Origin of the sequence: Streptomyces sp. RKAG290, assembly GCF_023701695.1 — a bacterium.
GTDB lineage: Bacteria > Actinomycetota > Actinomycetes > Streptomycetales > Streptomycetaceae > Streptomyces.
Map to the genome: position 1 here is coordinate 2,098,953 of NZ_JAJOZC010000001.1, position 17,576 is coordinate 2,116,528.

Below are 17,576 nucleotides of genomic sequence, written 5' to 3' on the forward strand. Positions count from 1 at the left end.
TCAGGCGGTCAGCACCGGGACGGGTGGACGGAACCGGGTCGGGCGGTCCGCATCGGGGCGGGCGGTCGGAACCGGGGCGGGGCGGTCCGGGCGGCGGTCAGGCCAGTTCGAGCGGGAACGCGCCGCGGTGGCCGGTGCCCGCGCCTGCCGCCGGACGGGGTTCGAACTCCCGGCAGCTCCAGACCTCCTGGACGAAACCACTGCGCCGGTCCCACAGGTCCAGGACATCACCCTCGCCGTCCGCGCCGCGGTATGCCTCCTTGGCACCGCGGAAGCAGGCGAGGCCGCCGGAGAGACCGCGTCCGGGCGCCGGGAAGTAGTCCGAGAAGGCACAGGCGATGCAGGTCTGGAGGCGGACCCCGGCCGGCAGGACCCGCTGGATGGTCGCGAGCGCGGCCCCGAAGTCGCTCTCGGCCCGGTGGGAGCGGAAGGCCGCTCCGCCGAACTGCAGCTCCAGGTAGAGGTAGGGGTCCGGCCTGCGCAGCGACAGCAGGCAGCTGAGGGTCGCCCGCTGGGCCGCCCCGTCCACGGTGACCGGGAACGGCAGGTCCCATTCCAGGACACAGTCGTTGAGCACACCGTCCGCCAGGGCGAACATCTCGCTCCCGGGCGGCATACCGGCCACCGGGCAGAGGTTGTCGAAGCTCTCGCCCTCGAAATCGACGCCCCTTACGCGGAGGCGGAGTTGCTGTCCGTCGGTGGTGAGGATGACGGCATCGGAGCCCTGCCGGTCCCGGTACCACCCTGCCCACGACTCATCTGTCATGGGCACGGACTGTAGCCCGTGCCTCCGACACTCCCGGTGCCGCCCTCCGTTTCCTCGCGTTCCTCGCGCGCCCGGTGACCTCGCCGCTGACGGACGGCCCCGCTCGACCGCCCCGGCCCGGACCCATCGCACCGCCCCGGCCCGGACCCATCGCACCGCCGCGCCCGCGGCTCTCCCGCCCGGCGGTCACGGGCTGACGCACCCACCCGCGCGACCGAAAGCCACCCCGCCCGCCATGTCCGCCCCGCCCGCCACGCCGCCGGGCGTCCGCCCACCGCACCGTGGCCCTTCGCTCCGGCACCCGGCACCGGCACCTGGCACCGACAGCCCCGCATCGCCCGACCGCCCCAACCGGTGTGACCCGCTGGTTGCGTTGAGGTCGTACGGACTCCGCGAGGGCTGCCCTGCTCCCTCCTCCGTTCCCCGGCCCCGGGACACGGATCCGATCCGATGTACGGGCTTCGTCCTGGGCTCCTTCCTTCACGGCCGCTTCCGTGTACGGCCGGCCGGCCGGTCTCCGCCGCCTCCTCTCCGTCTGTTCGGTCAGTGCGTCCGGCGGGTGACGAACTCCGCCAGGGCAAGGAGGTCGCCCGCCGCGGACAGGTCGGGCACCGCGCGGGACAGGTGGTGCACCGCGCGTGCCATCCGGTCCGCGGCGCAGACCTGGGCCCAGTCGCGGCCGCCGGCCCGGTCGACTGCGTCGGATGCCCGGCTCACCTCGCCGGCCGTGCTCATGGCGCCGCGGTAGAGCGCGGCGAGCTCCGCCGCCGCCGGGGTGCCGGAGGTGAGTGCGGCGACCACGGGCAACGACTTCTTGTGGGCGCTGAGGTCGGCGCCGACCGGCTTACCGGTCTGGGCCGGGTCCCCCAGATGCCGATCAGGTCGTCGATGAGCTGAAAGGCCAGTCCGGCCTCCCTGCCGAAACCGTCCATCGCGCCGACGGCCCGCTCATCCACACCCGCGTAGAGCGCGCCCATCGCGCAGGCGCAGCCCAGCAGTGCGCCGGTCTTGGCCGTCGCCATGGTGAGGCACTCGTCCAAGGTGACCTCGTCCGGGCCGCGTTCCTCGAAGGCGCAGTCGGCCTGCTGGCCCGCGCAGAGCTCGATGACACAGGTCGAGAGCCGGGCCGAGGCGCGCGCCGACACCGATCGGGCGTCCTCGGCGAGGAGCCGCTGGGCGAGGGCGAGCATGGCGTCCCCCGCGATGACGGCATCGGGGATGCCGAAGACCGTCCAGGCGGTGGCGCGGTGGCGACGGGTCCGGTCCTCGTCGATGACGTCGTCGTGCAGCAGGGTGAAGTTGTGGGCCAGTTCCACCGCGACGGCCGCCCGCACGGCGTCCCGGGGGTCGCCGCCGAGCGCCCGGGTGGTGGCCAGGACGAGCGCGGGTCTGATCGCCTTGCCCGCACCGCCCCCGGCCGGGCTGCCGTCGGCGTGCTGCCAGCCGAAGTGGTACATGGCTACGCGCCGGATCGATCCCGGCAGTGAGGCGACCGCGGCCCGCAGGTGCGGGTCGACGAGGGATCGGGTGTATTCCAGAAGTGCCGCGGCCTCGTTGCCCTCGGTCGCGGCATCTGTACGGGTCATGGTCAATCGGTCACCCCGGTCGTTGCCGTCCCGGCCCCGGTCAGTGTCGTCCCGGGGCCGGGACGTGGGTGGTAGCTGTGGGTACTGCGCGCCGTGGCCGACGAGGGCCGGACCGAAGGCGGGCTGCCCCGGCGGTCCGGTCCCCAGGGGCTTACCGCCAGCGGCTGACCTCGACGTTCTCCAGGACGCCGAGGGCGTCCGGCACGAGTACGGCCGCCGAGTAGTAGGCCGTCACGAGGTAGGAGATGATCGCCTGCTCGTCGATGCCCATGAAGCGGACCGAGAGGCTGGGCTCGATCTCGTCCGGGATGCCCGTCTGCTGGAGCCCGATCACGCCCTGCTCGGACTCACCGGTCCTCATGCAGATGATCGATGTGGTGCGGGCGTCGCTGACCGGGATCTTGTTGGACGGGAAGATCGGCACCCCGCGCCAGGCCGGCACGTGGTGCCCGCCCACGTCCACGCTCTCCGGGACCAGACCGCGCTTGCTGCACTCCCGGCCGAAGGCGGCGATGGCCCGCGGGTGGGCCAGGAAGAGCTTCGACCCGCGGCGGCGCGACAGCAGTTCGTCCATGTCGTCGGGGCCGGGCACCCCGTCGTGCGGCTGGATCCGCTGGCCGTAGTCGCAGTTGTTGAGCAGGCCGAACTCCCGGTTGTTGATCAGCTCGTGCTCCTGGCGCTCACGCAGCGCCTCGACCGTGAGCCGCAACTGCTGCTCGGTCTGGTTCATCGGCTGGTTGTAGAGGTCGGCGACCCTGCTGTGCACCTTCAGCACCGTCTGCGCGACGCTCAGTTCGTACTCGCGCGGCGCGGACTCGTAGTCGACATAGGTGTGCGGCACGACGGCCTCGCCGACGTGGCCCGCCGACAGGTCGATCTCCGCCTCGCCGTAGTTGTTGGTGCGCTGGTGCGGGATGGTCAGCAGCCCGGCGAGATGGGTGCGCAGTGATTCGGCCCGCTCGGCGAGGTTGAGCACGTCCGCGCGCCGCAGCGTCAGTACGGTGCAGGCGGTGACGGCGCGGGCCGAGTACTCCCAGAGGGCGTCTCCCTCGATGAGGGAGTGGTCACCGAAATAGGACCCGTCGGCATGCACCCCCAGCACCGTCTCGTCCCCGTACTGTCCGGTGCCGATCTTCTCGACCCTGCCGTGCGCGAGCAGGAAGACCCGGTCCGCGGCCTCTCCGGCCGTGGCCAGGAGCTGACCGGCCGGGATGTCGCGCTGTTCGCACCTGCGGGCCAGCTCGGCGAGCACCTCCTCGTCCCCGAAATCCCTCAGGGCCGGAAGTTCGCCGAGCTCGGCGGGGATGACCGCGACCCGGTCCCCGGTCTGCACAAAAGTCACCCGGCCGTCCCCGACCGAGTAGCTCAGCCTGCGGTTCACCCGGTATGTGCCGCCCTGCACCTGGACCCACGGCAGCATCTTCAGCAGCCACCGTGAGGTGATTTCCTGCATTTGCGGGGCGGACTTGGTGGTCGTCGCGAGGTTCCGCGCGGCTGCCGTGCCGAGACTCTGCTGCGGCGGCAGCTGCACGTTCTGAACCTCTTCGCCAACGGACATCTGACGTCCTTTCGATCTTCGACTGACCTGCGAGAAGAAGCCTTTCAGCAGGAGGACTCGGCACGCCATTACACAAAAGAGTGTGACTAATCGGGCTTTGGGCTGGGCACCACGCTGCGCGATGCCCGCTGGCCCGGATCACTTGCTGCCCGTACCGGAGTCCGCGAAGGCCCCGCCCCTCGCTCAGCTCCCCGGTCACCGTCGTGCACGGCGACCGCTCCCCCGGCGACCCTTCGACATCCGCCGCAAGGTGCTCGGCCCCGACCTGTGGCTCGCCCGGGACCGAACCGGGTCCGGTGGGCGCGGATTTGACCGGATCGGCTCGCACACGGCCCGAACAGACTCGCTCAATCGGCCCGCAACCGGTCCGGGACCCCGTTCCTCGGGTAGAAGCGCTGTACGGACATACTCCCCACGCACAAAGGAGACGGCCATGTCCTCACCCATGTCCGCGAGCACCTTCCTCGCCGCCCTGAAGAACGAAGGGCTCACCGTCGTCCAGGTCGGTGACTGGCGTACCCACAACCGCAACCACAAGGGCGCCTGGGGCCCGGTCAACGGCGTGATGATCCATCACACCGTCACCAAGGGCACCGCCGCCACCGTCCGGATCTGCCGCGACGGCTACGCCGACCTGCCGGGGCCGCTGTGCCACGGGGTCATCGCCAAGGACGGCCGGGTCCACCTGGTCGGCTACGGCCGGGCCAATCACGCCGGCCTCGGCGACGACGACGTCCTGCGTGCCGTCGTGGCCGAGAAGGGCCTGCCGTCGGACAACGAGGCCAACACCGACGGGAACCGGCACTTCTACGGCTTCGAGTGCGAGAACCTCGGCGACGGCAAGGACCCCTGGCCCGCCGTCCAGCTCGAAGCCATCGAGAAGGCGGCGGCCGCGATCTGCCGCCACCACGACTGGACCTCCAAGTCGGTCATCGGACACCTGGAGTGGCAGCCGGGCAAGGTGGACCCGCGCGGCTTCACGATGGCTTCGATGCGTGCCCGGATCCACGACCGGCTGAAGTAGCCCGCCCCGCCGGCGGCCCGGAGCACGTCCACAATGGAGGCATGCCCTACCCACCGCCCGGCCTCTCCCGACTGCAGCCGGTACTCCCGTCGCCGCTGCAGCCGGCCGAGGACGAGCGCTTCGCGCGGCACGGCGTGCGGCTGCTGCTCAAGCGCGACGACCTGATCCACCCGGATCTGCCGGGCAACAAATGGCGCAAGCTCGCCCCCAATCTGGTCTCGGCCGCCGGGCGCCCCGTGCTGACGTTCGGCGGGGCGTACTCCAACCACCTGCGGGCCACGGCCGCGGCGGGCCGGCTGCTCGGCTTCCGTACCGTCGGCGTCGTCCGCGGCGACGAGCTCGCCCACCGCCCGCTCAACCCCTCGCTCGCCCGGTGCGCGGCCGACGGCATGCGGCTGCACTTCGTGGACCGCGGGACCTACCGCGCCAAGACCGATCCGCAGGTCCTGGCCGGGCTGCTGAGCGTCCACGGGGACTGCGAGGTCATCCCGGAGGGTGGCAGCAACGCCCTGGCCGCACAGGGCTGCACAGAGCTCGGGCGCGAGCTGCGCGGCCGGGCCGACGTGGCGGCGGTGGCCTGCGGCACCGGCGGCACCCTCGCCGGTCTCGCCGCCGGACTCGCACCGGGACAGCGCGCCCTCGGCGTCCCGGTGCTGCGCGGCGGGTTCCTGGGGGACGAGGTGCGGTCCCTGCAGCAGGAGGCGTTCGGCGGCCCGGCCGGCACCTGGTCCCTGGACGAGCGCTTCCACTTCGGCGGATACGCCCGCACCACTCCCGGGCTGCACGCCTTCGCGGACGACTTCGAGGACCGGCACGGGCTGCCGGTCGAGCGGCTCTATGTGGCCAAACTCCTGTACGCGCTCACGGTGCTGGCCGAGGAGGGCGCCTTCCCGGCCGGCAACGCGGTCGCCGCCGTCATCACGGGCCGCCCGGACCCGGCCGAGCCGACACCGCCCGCTCAGCCGTCCGCCTCCTCCCGGTAGGCCGCCGCTTCCTCCAGGTCGAGGCGCCTGAGCAGGGTCCGCATCATCTCGTCGTCGATGCTGCGCTCGTCCCGCAGCCTCACGAAGACCTCGCGCTCGGCCTCGATCATCTCGCCGGCCAGCCGCCGGTAGGTGTCGTCCGCCGACTCCCCCGTCACCGGGTTGGACGCCCCGAGCCGCTCCCACACGGCGTTGCGGCGCCGCTCCAGGACGGTGCGCAGCCGGTCGGTCAGCGGCTGGGGCAGGGAGTTGCGCTCGTCGGTGAGCAGATCCTCCAGCCGCGCCTCGGCGGCCGTGGACGCCTCGCTCTGCGCCTGCGCCTCGGCGAGCGTCTCGGCCTGCCTGTCGCGCCCGGGAAGCCGCAGGACGCGCACCAGGAGCGGCAGCGTGAGGCCCTGGATGACCAGGGTGCCGATGACCGTGGTGAACGTCAGGAAGAGCACCAGGTTGCGCGCCGGGAAGTCCTCGCCGTCGGACGTGAGCATCGGGATGGAGAAGGCGATGGCGAGCGAGACGACACCGCGCATCCCGGCCCAGCCCACGATCAGCGGCGCGGTCCAGTCGGTCTCGGGTTCCCGCTCCCTGATCCGTTTCGACAGCCGGGGCAGATAGGTCGCCGGGTAGACCCAGATGAACCGGACCACGACGACTGCCAGGAACACCGCCACCGCATACCAGAGGGCCTCCGCCACGGCGTAGGTACCGAGCCCCTTCAGTACGAAGGGCAGCTGGAGGCCGATCAGTGCGAAGACCGCGGACTCCAGGACGAAGGCGACCATCTTCCAGACGGCTGCCTCCTGGAGCCTGGTCGCGAAGTCCACCTGCCAGGAACGGTGTCCCAGATAGAGCGCGACGACGACCACCGCGAGCACTCCCGAGGCGTGCACGCGCTCGGCTGCCGCGTACGCCACGAAGGGGATCAGGAGCGACAGGGTGTTCTGGAGCAGCGCCTCCCTGAGGTGCGTGCGGAGCCAGTGCAGCGGCACCATGAGCACCAGGCCGACCCCGACGCCGCCGACCGCCGCCAGGAGGAACTCGCCGATCCCCGCGCCCCAGCTCATCCCCTCGCCCACGGCGGCCGCGAGCGCCACCTTGTACGCGGTGATCGCGGTGGCGTCGTTCACCAGGGACTCGCCCTGCAGGATCGTCGTGACCCTCGCAGGCAGGCCGACCCGGCGGGCGATCGCCGCCGCCGTGACGGCGTCCGGCGGGGCGATCACGGCACCCAGCACCAGCGCGGCGGTGAGCGGCAGATCGGGCACCAGCCGGTACGCCAGCCAGCCCACCGCCACGGTCGCGAACAGCACGTAGCCGACGGAGAGCAGGGCGACGGGGCGCAGATTGGCCCGCAGGTCGAGGTACGAGCTGTCGACGGCGGCCGTGTACAGCAGCGGCGGCAGCAGGAGCGGCAGCACGATGTGCGCGTCCAGGGTGTACGTCGGCACCCCCGGCACATACGCGCCGATCAGCCCCAGCGCCACCAGCCACAGGGGGGCCGGCACCGGCGTGCGGCGGGCCAGCCCCGCCACCGCCGCACTGGCGGCGACCAGTGCCACCAGGGGCAATGCGTCCATCTCACGGTCCTCGCATCCGTCGTAACCTGGCCATCATGAGTGAGTGCCCGCACGTATCCGAACTGCCCCGCCCCGAGCCCGCGCCCCTCAGTGAGACCTGTCTCGAGTGCGAGGCGACGGGCACCCACCCCGTGCAACTGCGACTCTGCCTGATCTGCGGCCATGTCGGCTGCTGCGATTCGTCACCCCTGCAGCACGCCACGACGCACTTCAAGGAGACCGGTCATCCGGTGATGCGGAGCTTCGAGGCCGGCGAGAACTGGCGCTGGTGCTTCGAAGACGGTTCGATCGTCTGACGTCTGGGTACGTCAAACCGGCGCCTGTTGTTCGTAATTGACCGCCGCATACCTCTAGCCACTGTGTGTACTCATGGGCTTACCATGAGTGACAGTCATGGGACGGGGTCCCGGCGACACGGCATCATGGATCGCGATAGCGTCGCCGGACCAATAACCGAAGACGTACCGCATGGCTCCGGGGCACTCTTCCCGGATCCTCGAATGAGTTTGTGCCACCTTGGAGGTGAGGGTGTCCCAGATCGCAGGCGAGCCCGGGAATCAGGACTTCGTAGAGGTCCGGCTGCCCGCTGCGGGTGCCTACCTGTCGGTGCTGCGTACGGCTACGGCCGGACTCGCAGCGCGTTTGGACTTCACTCTCGACGAGATCGAGGATCTTCGCATCGCGGTCGACGAGGCCTGCGCGATCCTGCTTCAGCAGGCCGTGCCCGGCTCCGTCCTCAGCTGCGTCTTCCGTCTCGTCGACGATTCACTCGAGGTGACGGTTTCGGCCCCGACGACGGACGGCCGGGCCCCGGAGCGCGACACCTTTGCCTGGACGGTGCTCTCCGCACTGGCGGGCAAGGTCGACTCCACGGTCGCCGATGACCGGACGGTCAGCATCAGCCTGTACAAACAGCGCGGCGCGGGACCCGGGCCGGCGTGAGCAACGGGAACGGGGACGGTCCCGTGCGGGACGAGACGATCCGACCGGGGGTGGTGCGCCCAGCAGGCATCCCGGAACAGCAGGCCCTGCCTCATCCGGTGGACGGGGCGGACCTGCCCCGTGCGGTGGACGGGGCGGACGGGCCCGCTGGACGTACGGTCGCGGTGGAGCAGTCGCAGGCGGAGCGGGCAGGCCAGATGAGCGAGCACGGGCACCACGATCCACACGACCGCAGCGCGGCGCGGGCGCTGTTCATCGAGCTGGGCAAGCTCCCCGAGGGCTCACCCCAGAAGGCGGAGCTGCGCAACCGGCTGGTGCGGATGCACCTGCCGCTCGTGGAGCACCTGGCGCGGCGCTTCCGTAACCGCGGCGAACCGCTGGACGACCTGACCCAGGTGGCCACGATCGGCCTGATCAAGTCGGTGGACCGGTTCGATCCGGAGCGGGGTGTCGAGTTCTCGACGTACGCGACACCCACGGTCGTCGGCGAGATCAAGCGCCATTTCCGTGACAAGGGCTGGGCGGTGCGGGTGCCGCGCCGGCTCCAGGAACTACGGCTCTCGCTGACCACGGCGACCGCGGAACTCTCCCAGCAGCACGGCCGCTCACCCACCGTGCACGAGCTGGCCGAGCGGCTCGGCATCTCCGAGGAAGAGGTCCTGGAGGGCCTGGAATCGGCCAATGCCTACAGCACGCTCTCGCTGGACGTGCCGGACACGGACGACGAGTCCCCCGCGGTCGCGGACACGCTCGGCTCCGAGGACGAGGCGCTGGAGGGGGTCGAGTACCGGGAGTCGCTCAAGCCGCTGCTGGAGGACCTGCCACCGCGGGAGAAGCGGATCCTGCTGCTCCGGTTCTTCGGCAACATGACCCAGTCCCAGATCGCGCAGGAGGTCGGCATCTCCCAGATGCACGTCTCACGGCTGCTGGCGCGCACCCTGGCGCAGCTGCGCGAGCGGCTGCTCGTCGAGGAGTAGCCGGACCTCCGGACGGCGGCGTGCGGCCTCGGGGAACCGACGGCCGCACGCGGGACGACCGGTGTGCGCCTCAGGCGTCGGTGTCGGTCCTGGACGCCGCGCCCGGCCGGCGGATGCCCAGCGCCTCGATCGTCGCCGGCCTGGCCAGCTGGAACAGCGCGGTCAGCGACACGGCCGCGAGGACGATCCCGGCAGGGATCAGCACCCCGTGGGAGCGCAGCAGCGTCCAGGCCACCGGCAGTGCGATGATCTGCGTGATGAGTGCCGGACCGCGGCTCCAGCTGCGTCGCAGCAGCAGTCCGCGGGCGGCGAACAGCGGGATGAGGCCGAGTGCGACCAGCGTCAGGCCGCCCGTTTCGGCCTGCTGCGGGCTGTCGGGACGCCCCAGCAGCCCCATGACCAGCAGATAGATCCCGCCGATGACGAGGGCCGCACCTTCGAGGGCGTTGAGCACGGCCACGACCGTGAGCCTGGCCGGTTTCGACGGTCCGGCCGCAGGCATCGACGAGGGCGCGTTCTGCTGAGTACTCACTCCTGCAGGTTGGCATCCCGGGCCCGGGAAAGTGAAGCCGGGGTCCGAAACACCCCACAACGGGGCGGCCCCGATCGCCCCACCGCGCCCGGGTCGTCACCGAGCGTGAAGGTCACCGGGCAGGACTTCAGGCCGAAACCCCGCGGTAGGTAGTCTGGCGGGCATGCGCGCACTTCTTGTGGTCAACCCAGCTGCCACCACCACCAGTGCGCGGACGCGTGACGTGCTCATTCACGCGCTGGCCAGCGAGATGAAGCTGGAGGCCGTGACCACGGAGTACCGCGGTCACGCCCGCGACCTGGGACGACGGGCCGCCGACAGCGACGACATCGATCTCGTGGTGGCACTCGGCGGCGACGGCACGGTCAACGAGGTCGTGAACGGCCTGCTGCACAACGGCCCCGACCTCGACAGCCTGCCGAAACTCGCGGTGGTCCCCGGTGGCTCCACCAATGTCTTCGCACGCGCCCTCGGTCTGCCCAACGACGCCGTGGAGGCGACCGGCGCCATTCTGGACGCGCTGGCCAACAGCACGGAGCGCACGGTCGGCCTCGGCCTGGCGGCCGGTACCCCGGGACCGAGGACGAGTCCGTCCCGGAGCGCTGGTTCACCTTCTGCGCCGGTCTCGGATTCGACGCCGGCGTGATCGGCCGGGTCGAACAGCAGCGCGAACAGGGCAGACGTTCGACTCATGCGCTTTACGTGCGCCAGGTGGTCCGCCAGTTTCTCCAGGAACCGCACCGGCGGCACGGAATGATCACGCTGGAGGTGCCCGGCCAGGACCCGGTCACCGAGCTCGCGCTCTCCATAATCTGCAACACGGCACCCTGGACCTACCTGGGGAATCGTCCGATGTACGCCTCCCCGAAGGCCTCGTTCGACACCGGCCTGGACGTCCTCGGCCTGCAGCGGCTGTCGACGGCGGCGGTCACCCGCTACGCCACCCAGCTGCTCACGTCGAGTCCCGAGAAGGGTCCGCACGGCAAGCACGCGGTTTCACTGCATGACCTCACAGACTTCACCTTGCATTCAAAGGCCCCACTGCCCTTCCAGATGGACGGTGACCACCTGGGGCTGCGTACGAGTGTGACGTTCACAGGCGTACGCCGTGCACTGCGTGTGATTGTGTGAGCGGAAGGGACCAAAGTCCTTTAACTCGAACGTTTGGACTGGCTTCCACCCTCTAGAAGTACGGCTGTGACCTAGCCGACACCGAGGAATCAAAAAAAACTTTCCTGAAGGGGTTGTATCCGTCGCCGAGGTTTGCGAATCTCTACATGGCGATCGGGACGGCCCGCAACAACGGCCTCCACTGAGAGCCAGAACCCCTCCTCACTTCACAGGACCACAACCAGTTCATCTGGGCGTCGGCCCGACATCTGTGGGGGATTCGTGAAAGCGTTCACATTCACAAGCCACAGTACGTAATACCAAGGAGAGGTAGCAGCCATGGACTGGCGTCACAACGCCGTTTGTCGTGAGGAAGACCCGGAGCTGTTCTTCCCCATCGGCAACACCGGTCCTGCGCTGCTGCAGATCGAGGAAGCCAAGGCCGTCTGCCGTCGCTGCCCCGTCATGGAGCAGTGCCTGCAGTGGGCGCTCGAGTCCGGCCAGGACTCCGGCGTCTGGGGTGGCCTCAGCGAGGACGAGCGCCGCGCAATGAAGCGCCGCGCCGCTCGCAACCGGGCGCGCAACGCCAGCGCCTGACCGACGCCACCGCTACGAACCTCAGCCAGGCGGCGCGTACGGAGTGTACGCATCACCCCGCCCCCGAGTCGCAGCGCGCAGTAACCCCGAAGCGCAAGCTTGACCAGGAAGCCCGGACCGTGACCAACGGTCCGGGCTTCCTGCTGTGCCCACATCCGGCAGCAGCTCCCGGAGCGCGCGCGAAAGCACGTCCGGGAGTGTGCGGCGCTACTTGTCGGCGCTGACCGGGATGTCGAGGACGACCTGGGTGCCACGCTCGGGCGCCGGCACCATGCCGAACGTCCCGCTCAACTCACCTTCCACCAGCGTCCGCACGATCTGGAGCCCCAGATTGCCGGCGCGCTGCGGGTCGAATCCCTCGGGCAGACCGCACCCGTCGTCCTGGACGGTGATCAGCAGCCGCCCTTCCGTGGGTGAGCCGCCCCGCACCGCGGAGACCTCGACCGTGCCGGATTCGGCGACGGTGAACGCGTGCTCCAGCGCGTTCTGCAGCACTTCGGTGAGGACCATCGCCAGCGGCGTGGCCACTTCGGCGTCGAGGATGCCGAAGCGTCCCGTGCGCCGGCAGGTGACCTTGCCCGGCGAGATCTCGGCGACCATGGCGATGACCCGGTCGGCGATCTCGTCGAACTCCACCCGCTCGTCCAGATTCTGGGACAGCGTCTCATGCACGATCGCGATCGAACCGACGCGCCGCACCGCCTCGTTGAGCGCCTCCCGGCCCTGCTCGGAGTCCATCCGGCGGGCCTGCAGCCGCAACAGGGCAGCCACCGTCTGGAGGTTGTTCTTCACCCGGTGGTGGATCTCCCGGATGGTGGCGTCCTTGGTGATCAACTCGCGCTCGCGGCGGCGCAGTTCCGTGACGTCGCGCAGCAGGACCAGGGAGCCGATCCTGACCCCTTGGGCTTGAGCGGGATCGCGCGGAGCTGGATCACACCGCCCGTGCACTCGACCTCGAACTCACGGGGCGCGTAGCCGCTGGCGAGTTTGACCAGTGCCTCGTCCACCGGGCCCCGGGAAGGAGCGAGTTCGGCGGTGATCTTGCCGAGGTGCTGGCCGACCAGGTCGGAGGCCAGGCCGAGCCGGTGGTACGCGGAGAGGCCGTTGGGGCTGGCGTACTGGACCACGCCGTCGGCATCGAGCCGGACCAGACCGTCGCCCACCCGTGGCGAGGCGTCCATGTCGACCTGCTGACCGGGGAACGGGAAGGATCCGGCGGCGATCATCTGGGCCAGGTCGGAGGCGGACTGGAGATAGGTGAGCTCCAGCCGGGACGGTGTGCGCACCGTGAGGAGGTTGGTGTTGCGGGCGATGACTCCCAGGACGCGCCCCTCCCGGCGTACCGGGATCGACTCGACCCGGACGGGGACCTCCTCGCGCCACTCCGGGTCGCCCTCGCGCACGATCCGTCCCTCGTCCAGCGCCGCGTCCAGCAGCGGACGGCGGCCGCGGGGCACCAGGTGGCCGACCATGTCGTCCTGGTAGGAGGTGGGACCGGTGTTGGGCCGCATCTGGGCGACGGACACATAGCGGGTGCCGTCGCGGGTGGGGACCCAGAGCACCAGGTCGGCGAAGGAGAGATCGGAGAGCAGCTGCCACTCCGAGACCAGCAGATGGAGCCACTCGAGGTCGGTGTCACTCAGGGCGGTGTGCTGGCGGACGAGGTCGTTCATGGAGGGCACGTGTGCGAGCGTACCTGTGGATGCGCACAGGTTCCGAACCGGAAGGCCCGGCCGCACGTGCAAGGGGAAGGGCCGGAAATTATCGTGCCCCACGGATGGACAGGGACGAATGGTCTAGTCCACAATGCAGTAGAAAGAGCCTCCGCTCTCCCCGCACAGGAGAGCGGAACGAGGTACCGGCGCTCTCTGCCCTGACTGCGCGAGGTACCTCTCCCGGCCGGGGGCACCGCACACCGCCGGCCAGGCAGACCGCCCCTTCGGCGGGCGGTCTTACTCCGGGCTGCGGTGCTGGTCGGGCTGAGGGTCCCGGCCCGGCGCCGCGGCCCGCGGGTGTTTCCCGGGCCTTCCGGCCCCTTCAGCGGGTCTCGGTGACCTTCGCGAGCGCGCGCGGCGCGTCCGGGTCCTGGCCGCGGGCGATAGTCACCTCGTAGGCCAGCATCTGCAGCGGCAGGATCTCCAGGACCGGCTGGACCTCTTCGGCGACCCCGGCCGTCGGCAGCACGAAGCCCGCGGACGCCGCTTCCACCTGCGCCTTCGGGCCCACTACGAAGAGGTCGGCGCCGCGCCCGCGCAGCCGGTCGAGCACCGGCTGGAGCGCCTCGCCGCCCGGCCGTCGGTGACCACGGCGATCACCGGGGAGATGTTGTCGACCATGGCGAGCGGGCCGTGCAGCAGGTCAGCGCCGGAGTAGGACAGGGCGGGGATGTAGCTCGTCTCCATCAGCTTCAGCGCGGCTTCCTTGGCCGTGGGGTAGCCGTAGCCGCGCGAGGTGATGACCATGCGCTCGGCGAAGCGGTAGCGCGACGCCAGGGCCCTGACCTCGTCCTTGCGGGCCAGGATCGCCTCGGCTAGTTCCGGCAGGATCGCGGCCGCCGCTCCGTCGCCGCCGCGCAGGCCCTCCACGAACAGGTACAGGGACAGCAGCGAGGCGGTGTACGTCTTCGTGGCCGGCAGGGCCTTCTCGGGGCCCGCCAGGATGTCGATGTGGTACTCGGAAACGGCGGCGAGCGGCGAGTCCGGGTTGTTCGTCACCGCGAGCGTCACCGCGCCGGCCTCCCGCGCGGCCTTGGTGGACGCCACCAGGTCGGGCGAGCCGCCGGACTGGCTGACGGTGACGACCAGGACGTCCCTGAGGTCCGGTTTCGCGCCGTAGGCGGTGGTGGTGGACATCGAGGCCAGACCGCACGGCAGGCCGAGCGTGATCTCGATCAGGTACTTCGCGTAGAGCGCGGCGTTGTCCGAGGTACCACGGGCGGTCAGCAGGACGAAGCGCGGCTTCCTGGCCGCGATCTCGGCGGCCACCGCCCGGATGGCAGGCGCCCCTGATCGAGGATGCGACGGAGCATCGCGGGCTGTTCGGCCATCTCCCCGGACATGATCCGGCCGGGCGCATCGTCCTCACCTGCCGGGTACGTGGCGGACATGTCTGGTGCCTCCCGAGGGGTGTCGCGGTGCGTCGGTCAAGTCGAACACGGGCCACCGCGGTGCCGCCAGCGGACGGCACCCGGCGGGACCGCGGCCCAGGCCGTCCACAGTTCGTCCGAGGGGGCCGGCTGCCGTGTCCGCGGACGCGAGTTCTGCTAGATTAGGAGCTGGATTGGTCTATACCACATGCACTCACTCCAGATCGGCAGGCCCCGCGTGGAAGTTGTCATCGTCCCGGACGCCAAGGCAGGCGGCGAACTGATCGCGGGGGCCATCGGCGCCCTGCTGAGCCGCAAGCCCGACGCCCTTCTCGGCGTTGCCACCGGCTCGACCCCGCTGCCCATCTACCAGGCGCTGGCGGACAAGGTCCGCTCCGGCGCGGTGGACGCCTCGCGCGCCCGCATCTGCCAGCTCGACGAGTACGTGGGGCTGCCGGCCGGGCACCCGGAGTCGTACCGCTCGGTGGTGCTGCGCGAGGTCGTCGAGCCGCTCGGGCTGTCCGAGGCGTCGTTCATGGGCCCCGACGGCTCCGCCGAGGACGTCCAGGCCGCCTGCGAGGCGTACGACAAGGCGCTCGCCGAGGCCGGCGGGGTGGACCTCCAGCTGCTGGGGATCGGTACCGACGGGCACATCGGCTTCAACGAGCCGTGCTCCTCGCTCGCCTCCCGCACCCGGATCAAGACGCTGACCGAACAGACCCGGGTCGACAACGCGCGCTTCTTCGACAACGACATCGAGCAGGTGCCGCACCACGTCATCACCCAGGGCATCGGCACGATCCTGGAGTCCCGCCACCCGATCCTGCTCGCGACCGGCGAAGGCAAGGCCGACGCGGTGGCGCAGACGGTCGAGGGGCCGGTCGCCTCCCTCGTGCCCGCGTCCGCGCTGCAGCTGCATCCGCACGCGACGGTCGTGGTCGACGAGGCGGCGGCGTCGAAGCTGAAGCTGGCGGACTACTTCCGCGCCACGTATGCGGCGAAGCCGCTGTGGCAGGGTATTTAGGCTTTCCGTACGCGTGAGGGCCGGGGCACCTGGTGGTGTCCCGGCCCTCATTTGTGCGGGCGTCCTGGCTTGTGCGGGTGCGTCCCGGTGGACGCTCTTGTCCTCAATCGCCGGACGGGCTTGATTTTCCGGTGCGGGTCTCGCCCCTCAGTCGCCGGACCGGCTTGATTTCCCGGCGCGGGTGCGTCCCGGTGGACGCCTTGTCCTCAAACGCCGGACGGGCTTGATTGTGCGGGTCTCGTCCCTCAGTCGCCGGACAGGCTTGATTCCGACGGGCTTCGGTGGGGTGAGGTGATTGTTTCTGCTGCTGCCAGGCCGCAGACCCGGGCCGCTCCGTGGGTGGCGATGTGGAAGCTGCCCCTGGGCTCGGCCTGGGGTACGCCCATCTCGACCACGATCGTGTCCGCACGCTCCGCGAGCAGCGCGTCGAGAGCCTCGGTCATCCACGGGTGGCGGTGCGCGTCGCGGACCACCGCGACGATGCGCCGGTCCCCCGCGGCCCGCAGCACCTCGGCCGCGAGTTCCTCGCTCTCGCTGCTGTACGTGTCGGTCCCGGTGCCCGGCACCAGGCGGGCCAGTTCGGCGGCGATGCCCCAGGGGGTCTCGTCACCGACCGCGATGTTCGCGACCGGGGTGAGGGCGGCGACATACGCGGGACCGGTGAGCGGTTCGGCCGGGCCCGTCACCTCGACCGCGCGGCGGGCGGCGACCAGGCCGATGTCGGCACCGATGCCCGTGATGTGTCCGGTGCCGGGCGCGGTCCCCTCCTGCACTGCCGCGCCCGGCTCCGGTACAGCCCCCTGGCCCGCTGCGTCCAGGACGCGAGGGCCCTCACCCGTGCAGCGGCATCTGCCAGCCGCTCCTCGGGCAGTTCACCCGCACGGACCGCCGCGACCAGCGCGTCGCGCAGCCGCAGCACCGTGCTGTCGTCGTCGAGGCCGCCGCCGACGCAGAGCGCGTCGGCACCCGCCGCGATCGCGAGGACCGAGCCGCGCTCGATCCCGTACGTCGAGGCGATGGCCTGCATCTCCACGGCGTCGGTGACGATCAGGCCGTCGTAGCCCAGTTCCTCACGCAGCAGACCGGTGAGGATCTGCGGGCTCAGTGTCGCCGGGCGGTGCGGGTCGAGCGCGGGAAGAAGAATATGCGCGCTCATCACCGATTTGGAACCCGCCGCGATCGCCGCCCGGAAAGGCACCAGTTCACGGGCGTGCAGGGTTTCCAGGTCCACGTCGATGCGCGGCAGGGCGTGGTGCGAGTCGACCGCGGTGTCGCCGTGCCCCGGGAAGTGCTTGGTGCAGGCGGCGACGCCGGCGGCCTGGAGGCCCTCGACGTACGCGGCGGTGTGCCGGGCGACCAGTTGGGGGTCGGCGCCGAAGGACCGTACCCCGATGACCGGGTTGCCCGGGTTGGAGTTGACGTCCGCGGACGGCGCCCAGTTGAGGTTGACGCCGCAGTCGGCGAGCCGGCGGCCCAGCTCCTGGGCGACGGCGCGGGTCAGCGCGACGTCGTCGACGGAGCCCAGCGCCAGGTTGCCGGGGAAGGACGAGCCATGACGCACCTCCAGCCGGGTGACGTCACCGCCCTCCTCGTCGATCGCGACGAGCACGTCGTCACGCTCGGCCCGCAACTGCGCGGTGAGTGCGGCGAGCTGCTCGGGGGACTCGATGTTGCGGCCGAACAGGCCGACGGAGGAGAGACCTTCACCGACCCTGCGCAGCAGCCAGTCCGGTGCGGTGGTGCCGGTGAACCCGGGCTGCAGGACGGCGAGGGCGTCGCGGGTGACGGTGTCCGTGGTGGGTGTGAGCGTGGTCATGG

10 protein-coding genes and 6 pseudogenes are annotated in these 17,576 nt (G+C 70.8%); 8 read left to right on the top strand and 8 right to left on the bottom strand.

Features of this window, described 5'->3' with window-relative positions:
* Positions 1–97: 97 nt before the first annotated feature.
* The 3 genes and pseudogenes from LNW71_RS08770 to LNW71_RS08780 all read right to left on the bottom strand — a co-directional run bounded on the left by LNW71_RS08770 (position 98) and on the right by LNW71_RS08780 (position 3,910).
* The gene (locus LNW71_RS08770) at positions 98–766 is read right to left on the bottom strand and encodes a DUF6304 family protein (protein ID WP_250967724.1); all 669 of its coding nucleotides are present in this window, start codon (positions 764–766) and stop codon (positions 98–100) included.
* A 543-nt stretch (positions 767–1,309) separates the two neighbouring features.
* Positions 1,310–2,352 (bottom strand): annotated as a pseudogene (locus LNW71_RS08775) (family 2 encapsulin nanocompartment cargo protein polyprenyl transferase).
* 151 nt (positions 2,353–2,503) lie between these two features.
* Positions 2,504–3,910 carry a family 2B encapsulin nanocompartment shell protein gene (locus LNW71_RS08780; protein ID WP_250967725.1) on the bottom strand — a complete coding sequence of 469 codons (1,407 nt, stop codon included), beginning with the start codon at positions 3,908–3,910 and terminating at the stop codon, positions 2,504–2,506.
* A gap of 433 nt (positions 3,911–4,343) precedes the next feature.
* Here LNW71_RS08780 and LNW71_RS08785 point away from each other — a divergent pair, with 433 nt between their 5' ends.
* Together LNW71_RS08785 and LNW71_RS08790 are read left to right on the top strand one after the other, a co-directional pair.
* Positions 4,344–4,934, top strand: a complete 591-nt coding sequence (locus LNW71_RS08785; RefSeq protein WP_250967726.1) for an N-acetylmuramoyl-L-alanine amidase — start codon at positions 4,344–4,346, stop codon at positions 4,932–4,934.
* A gap of 41 nt (positions 4,935–4,975) precedes the next feature.
* Positions 4,976–5,917, top strand: coding sequence for a 1-aminocyclopropane-1-carboxylate deaminase/D-cysteine desulfhydrase (locus LNW71_RS08790; protein WP_250967727.1), 942 nt, complete (start codon positions 4,976–4,978; stop codon positions 5,915–5,917).
* Here the strand turns inward: LNW71_RS08790 and LNW71_RS08795 are convergent.
* Positions 5,893–7,491 (bottom strand): Na+/H+ antiporter, encoded by a 1,599-nt coding sequence (locus LNW71_RS08795; RefSeq protein WP_250967728.1) that lies wholly within the window; start codon positions 7,489–7,491, stop codon positions 5,893–5,895. The two genes, LNW71_RS08790 and LNW71_RS08795, sit on opposite strands and share 25 nt — an antisense overlap.
* A gap of 35 nt (positions 7,492–7,526) precedes the next feature.
* Between LNW71_RS08795 and LNW71_RS08800 the strand changes: the two genes are divergently transcribed.
* The 3 genes and pseudogenes from LNW71_RS08800 to LNW71_RS08810 all read left to right on the top strand — a co-directional run.
* A complete protein-coding gene (locus LNW71_RS08800) occupies positions 7,527–7,787 on the top strand; it encodes a UBP-type zinc finger domain-containing protein (protein WP_250967729.1) in 261 nt (86 codons plus the stop codon).
* A 232-nt stretch (positions 7,788–8,019) separates the two neighbouring features.
* Complete coding sequence (locus tag LNW71_RS08805) at positions 8,020–8,433, top strand: anti-sigma regulatory factor (RefSeq protein WP_003966375.1); 414 nt, start codon at positions 8,020–8,022, stop codon at positions 8,431–8,433.
* Positions 8,394–9,410 (top strand): annotated as a pseudogene (locus tag LNW71_RS08810) (RNA polymerase sigma factor SigF); the annotation flags it as partial. The gene LNW71_RS08805 and the pseudogene LNW71_RS08810, both read left to right, overlap by 40 nt.
* Positions 9,411–9,480: 70 nt before the next feature.
* On the opposite strand, the gene LNW71_RS08815 reads toward LNW71_RS08810, so the two are convergent.
* Positions 9,481–9,870 carry a hypothetical protein gene (locus LNW71_RS08815; RefSeq protein ID WP_250971938.1) on the bottom strand — a complete coding sequence of 130 codons (390 nt, stop codon included), beginning with the start codon at positions 9,868–9,870 and terminating at the stop codon, positions 9,481–9,483.
* 235 nt (positions 9,871–10,105) lie between these two features.
* Here LNW71_RS08815 and LNW71_RS08820 point away from each other — a divergent pair.
* Both LNW71_RS08820 and LNW71_RS08825 read left to right on the top strand, forming a co-directional pair.
* A pseudogene (locus LNW71_RS08820) lies at positions 10,106–11,073 on the top strand (diacylglycerol kinase family protein).
* A gap of 318 nt (positions 11,074–11,391) precedes the next feature.
* Positions 11,392–11,649: a WhiB family transcriptional regulator gene (locus LNW71_RS08825; protein ID WP_003953983.1), complete on the top strand. Its 258-nt coding sequence runs from the start codon at positions 11,392–11,394 to the stop codon at positions 11,647–11,649.
* 207 nt (positions 11,650–11,856) lie between these two features.
* On the opposite strand, the pseudogene LNW71_RS08830 reads toward LNW71_RS08825, so the two are convergent.
* Both LNW71_RS08830 and LNW71_RS08835 read right to left on the bottom strand, forming a co-directional pair.
* Positions 11,857–13,322, bottom strand: a pseudogene (locus LNW71_RS08830) (sensor histidine kinase).
* A gap of 364 nt (positions 13,323–13,686) precedes the next feature.
* Positions 13,687–14,755, bottom strand: a pseudogene (locus LNW71_RS08835) (SIS domain-containing protein).
* A 217-nt stretch (positions 14,756–14,972) separates the two neighbouring features.
* On the opposite strand from LNW71_RS08835, the gene nagB reads away from it, so the two are divergent.
* On the top strand, positions 14,973–15,758 hold the full coding sequence (nagB, locus tag LNW71_RS08840) for a glucosamine-6-phosphate deaminase (protein WP_250971939.1): 786 nt from the start codon (positions 14,973–14,975) through the stop codon (positions 15,756–15,758).
* 245 nt (positions 15,759–16,003) lie between these two features.
* Here the strand turns inward: nagB and LNW71_RS08845 are convergent.
* Positions 16,004–17,574: pseudogene (locus tag LNW71_RS08845) on the bottom strand (glycoside hydrolase family 3 protein).
* Positions 17,575–17,576: the final 2 nt, after the last annotated feature.

What these genes read in the sequence shown, in the direction of transcription:
- LNW71_RS08770 (WP_250967724.1), bottom strand. Translation starts at nt 766, where the DNA reads ATGACAGATGAGTCGTGGGCAGGGTGGTACCGGGACCGGCAGGGCTCC.
- LNW71_RS08780 (WP_250967725.1), bottom strand. Translation starts at nt 3,910, where the DNA reads ATGTCCGTTGGCGAAGAGGTTCAGAACGTGCAGCTGCCGCCGCAGCAG.
- LNW71_RS08785 (WP_250967726.1), top strand. Translation starts at nt 4,344, where the DNA reads ATGTCCTCACCCATGTCCGCGAGCACCTTCCTCGCCGCCCTGAAGAAC.
- LNW71_RS08790 (WP_250967727.1), top strand. Translation starts at nt 4,976, where the DNA reads ATGCCCTACCCACCGCCCGGCCTCTCCCGACTGCAGCCGGTACTCCCG.
- LNW71_RS08795 (WP_250967728.1), bottom strand. Translation starts at nt 7,491, where the DNA reads ATGGACGCATTGCCCCTGGTGGCACTGGTCGCCGCCAGTGCGGCGGTG.
- LNW71_RS08800 (WP_250967729.1), top strand. Translation starts at nt 7,527, where the DNA reads ATGAGTGAGTGCCCGCACGTATCCGAACTGCCCCGCCCCGAGCCCGCG.
- LNW71_RS08825 (WP_003953983.1), top strand. Translation starts at nt 11,392, where the DNA reads ATGGACTGGCGTCACAACGCCGTTTGTCGTGAGGAAGACCCGGAGCTG.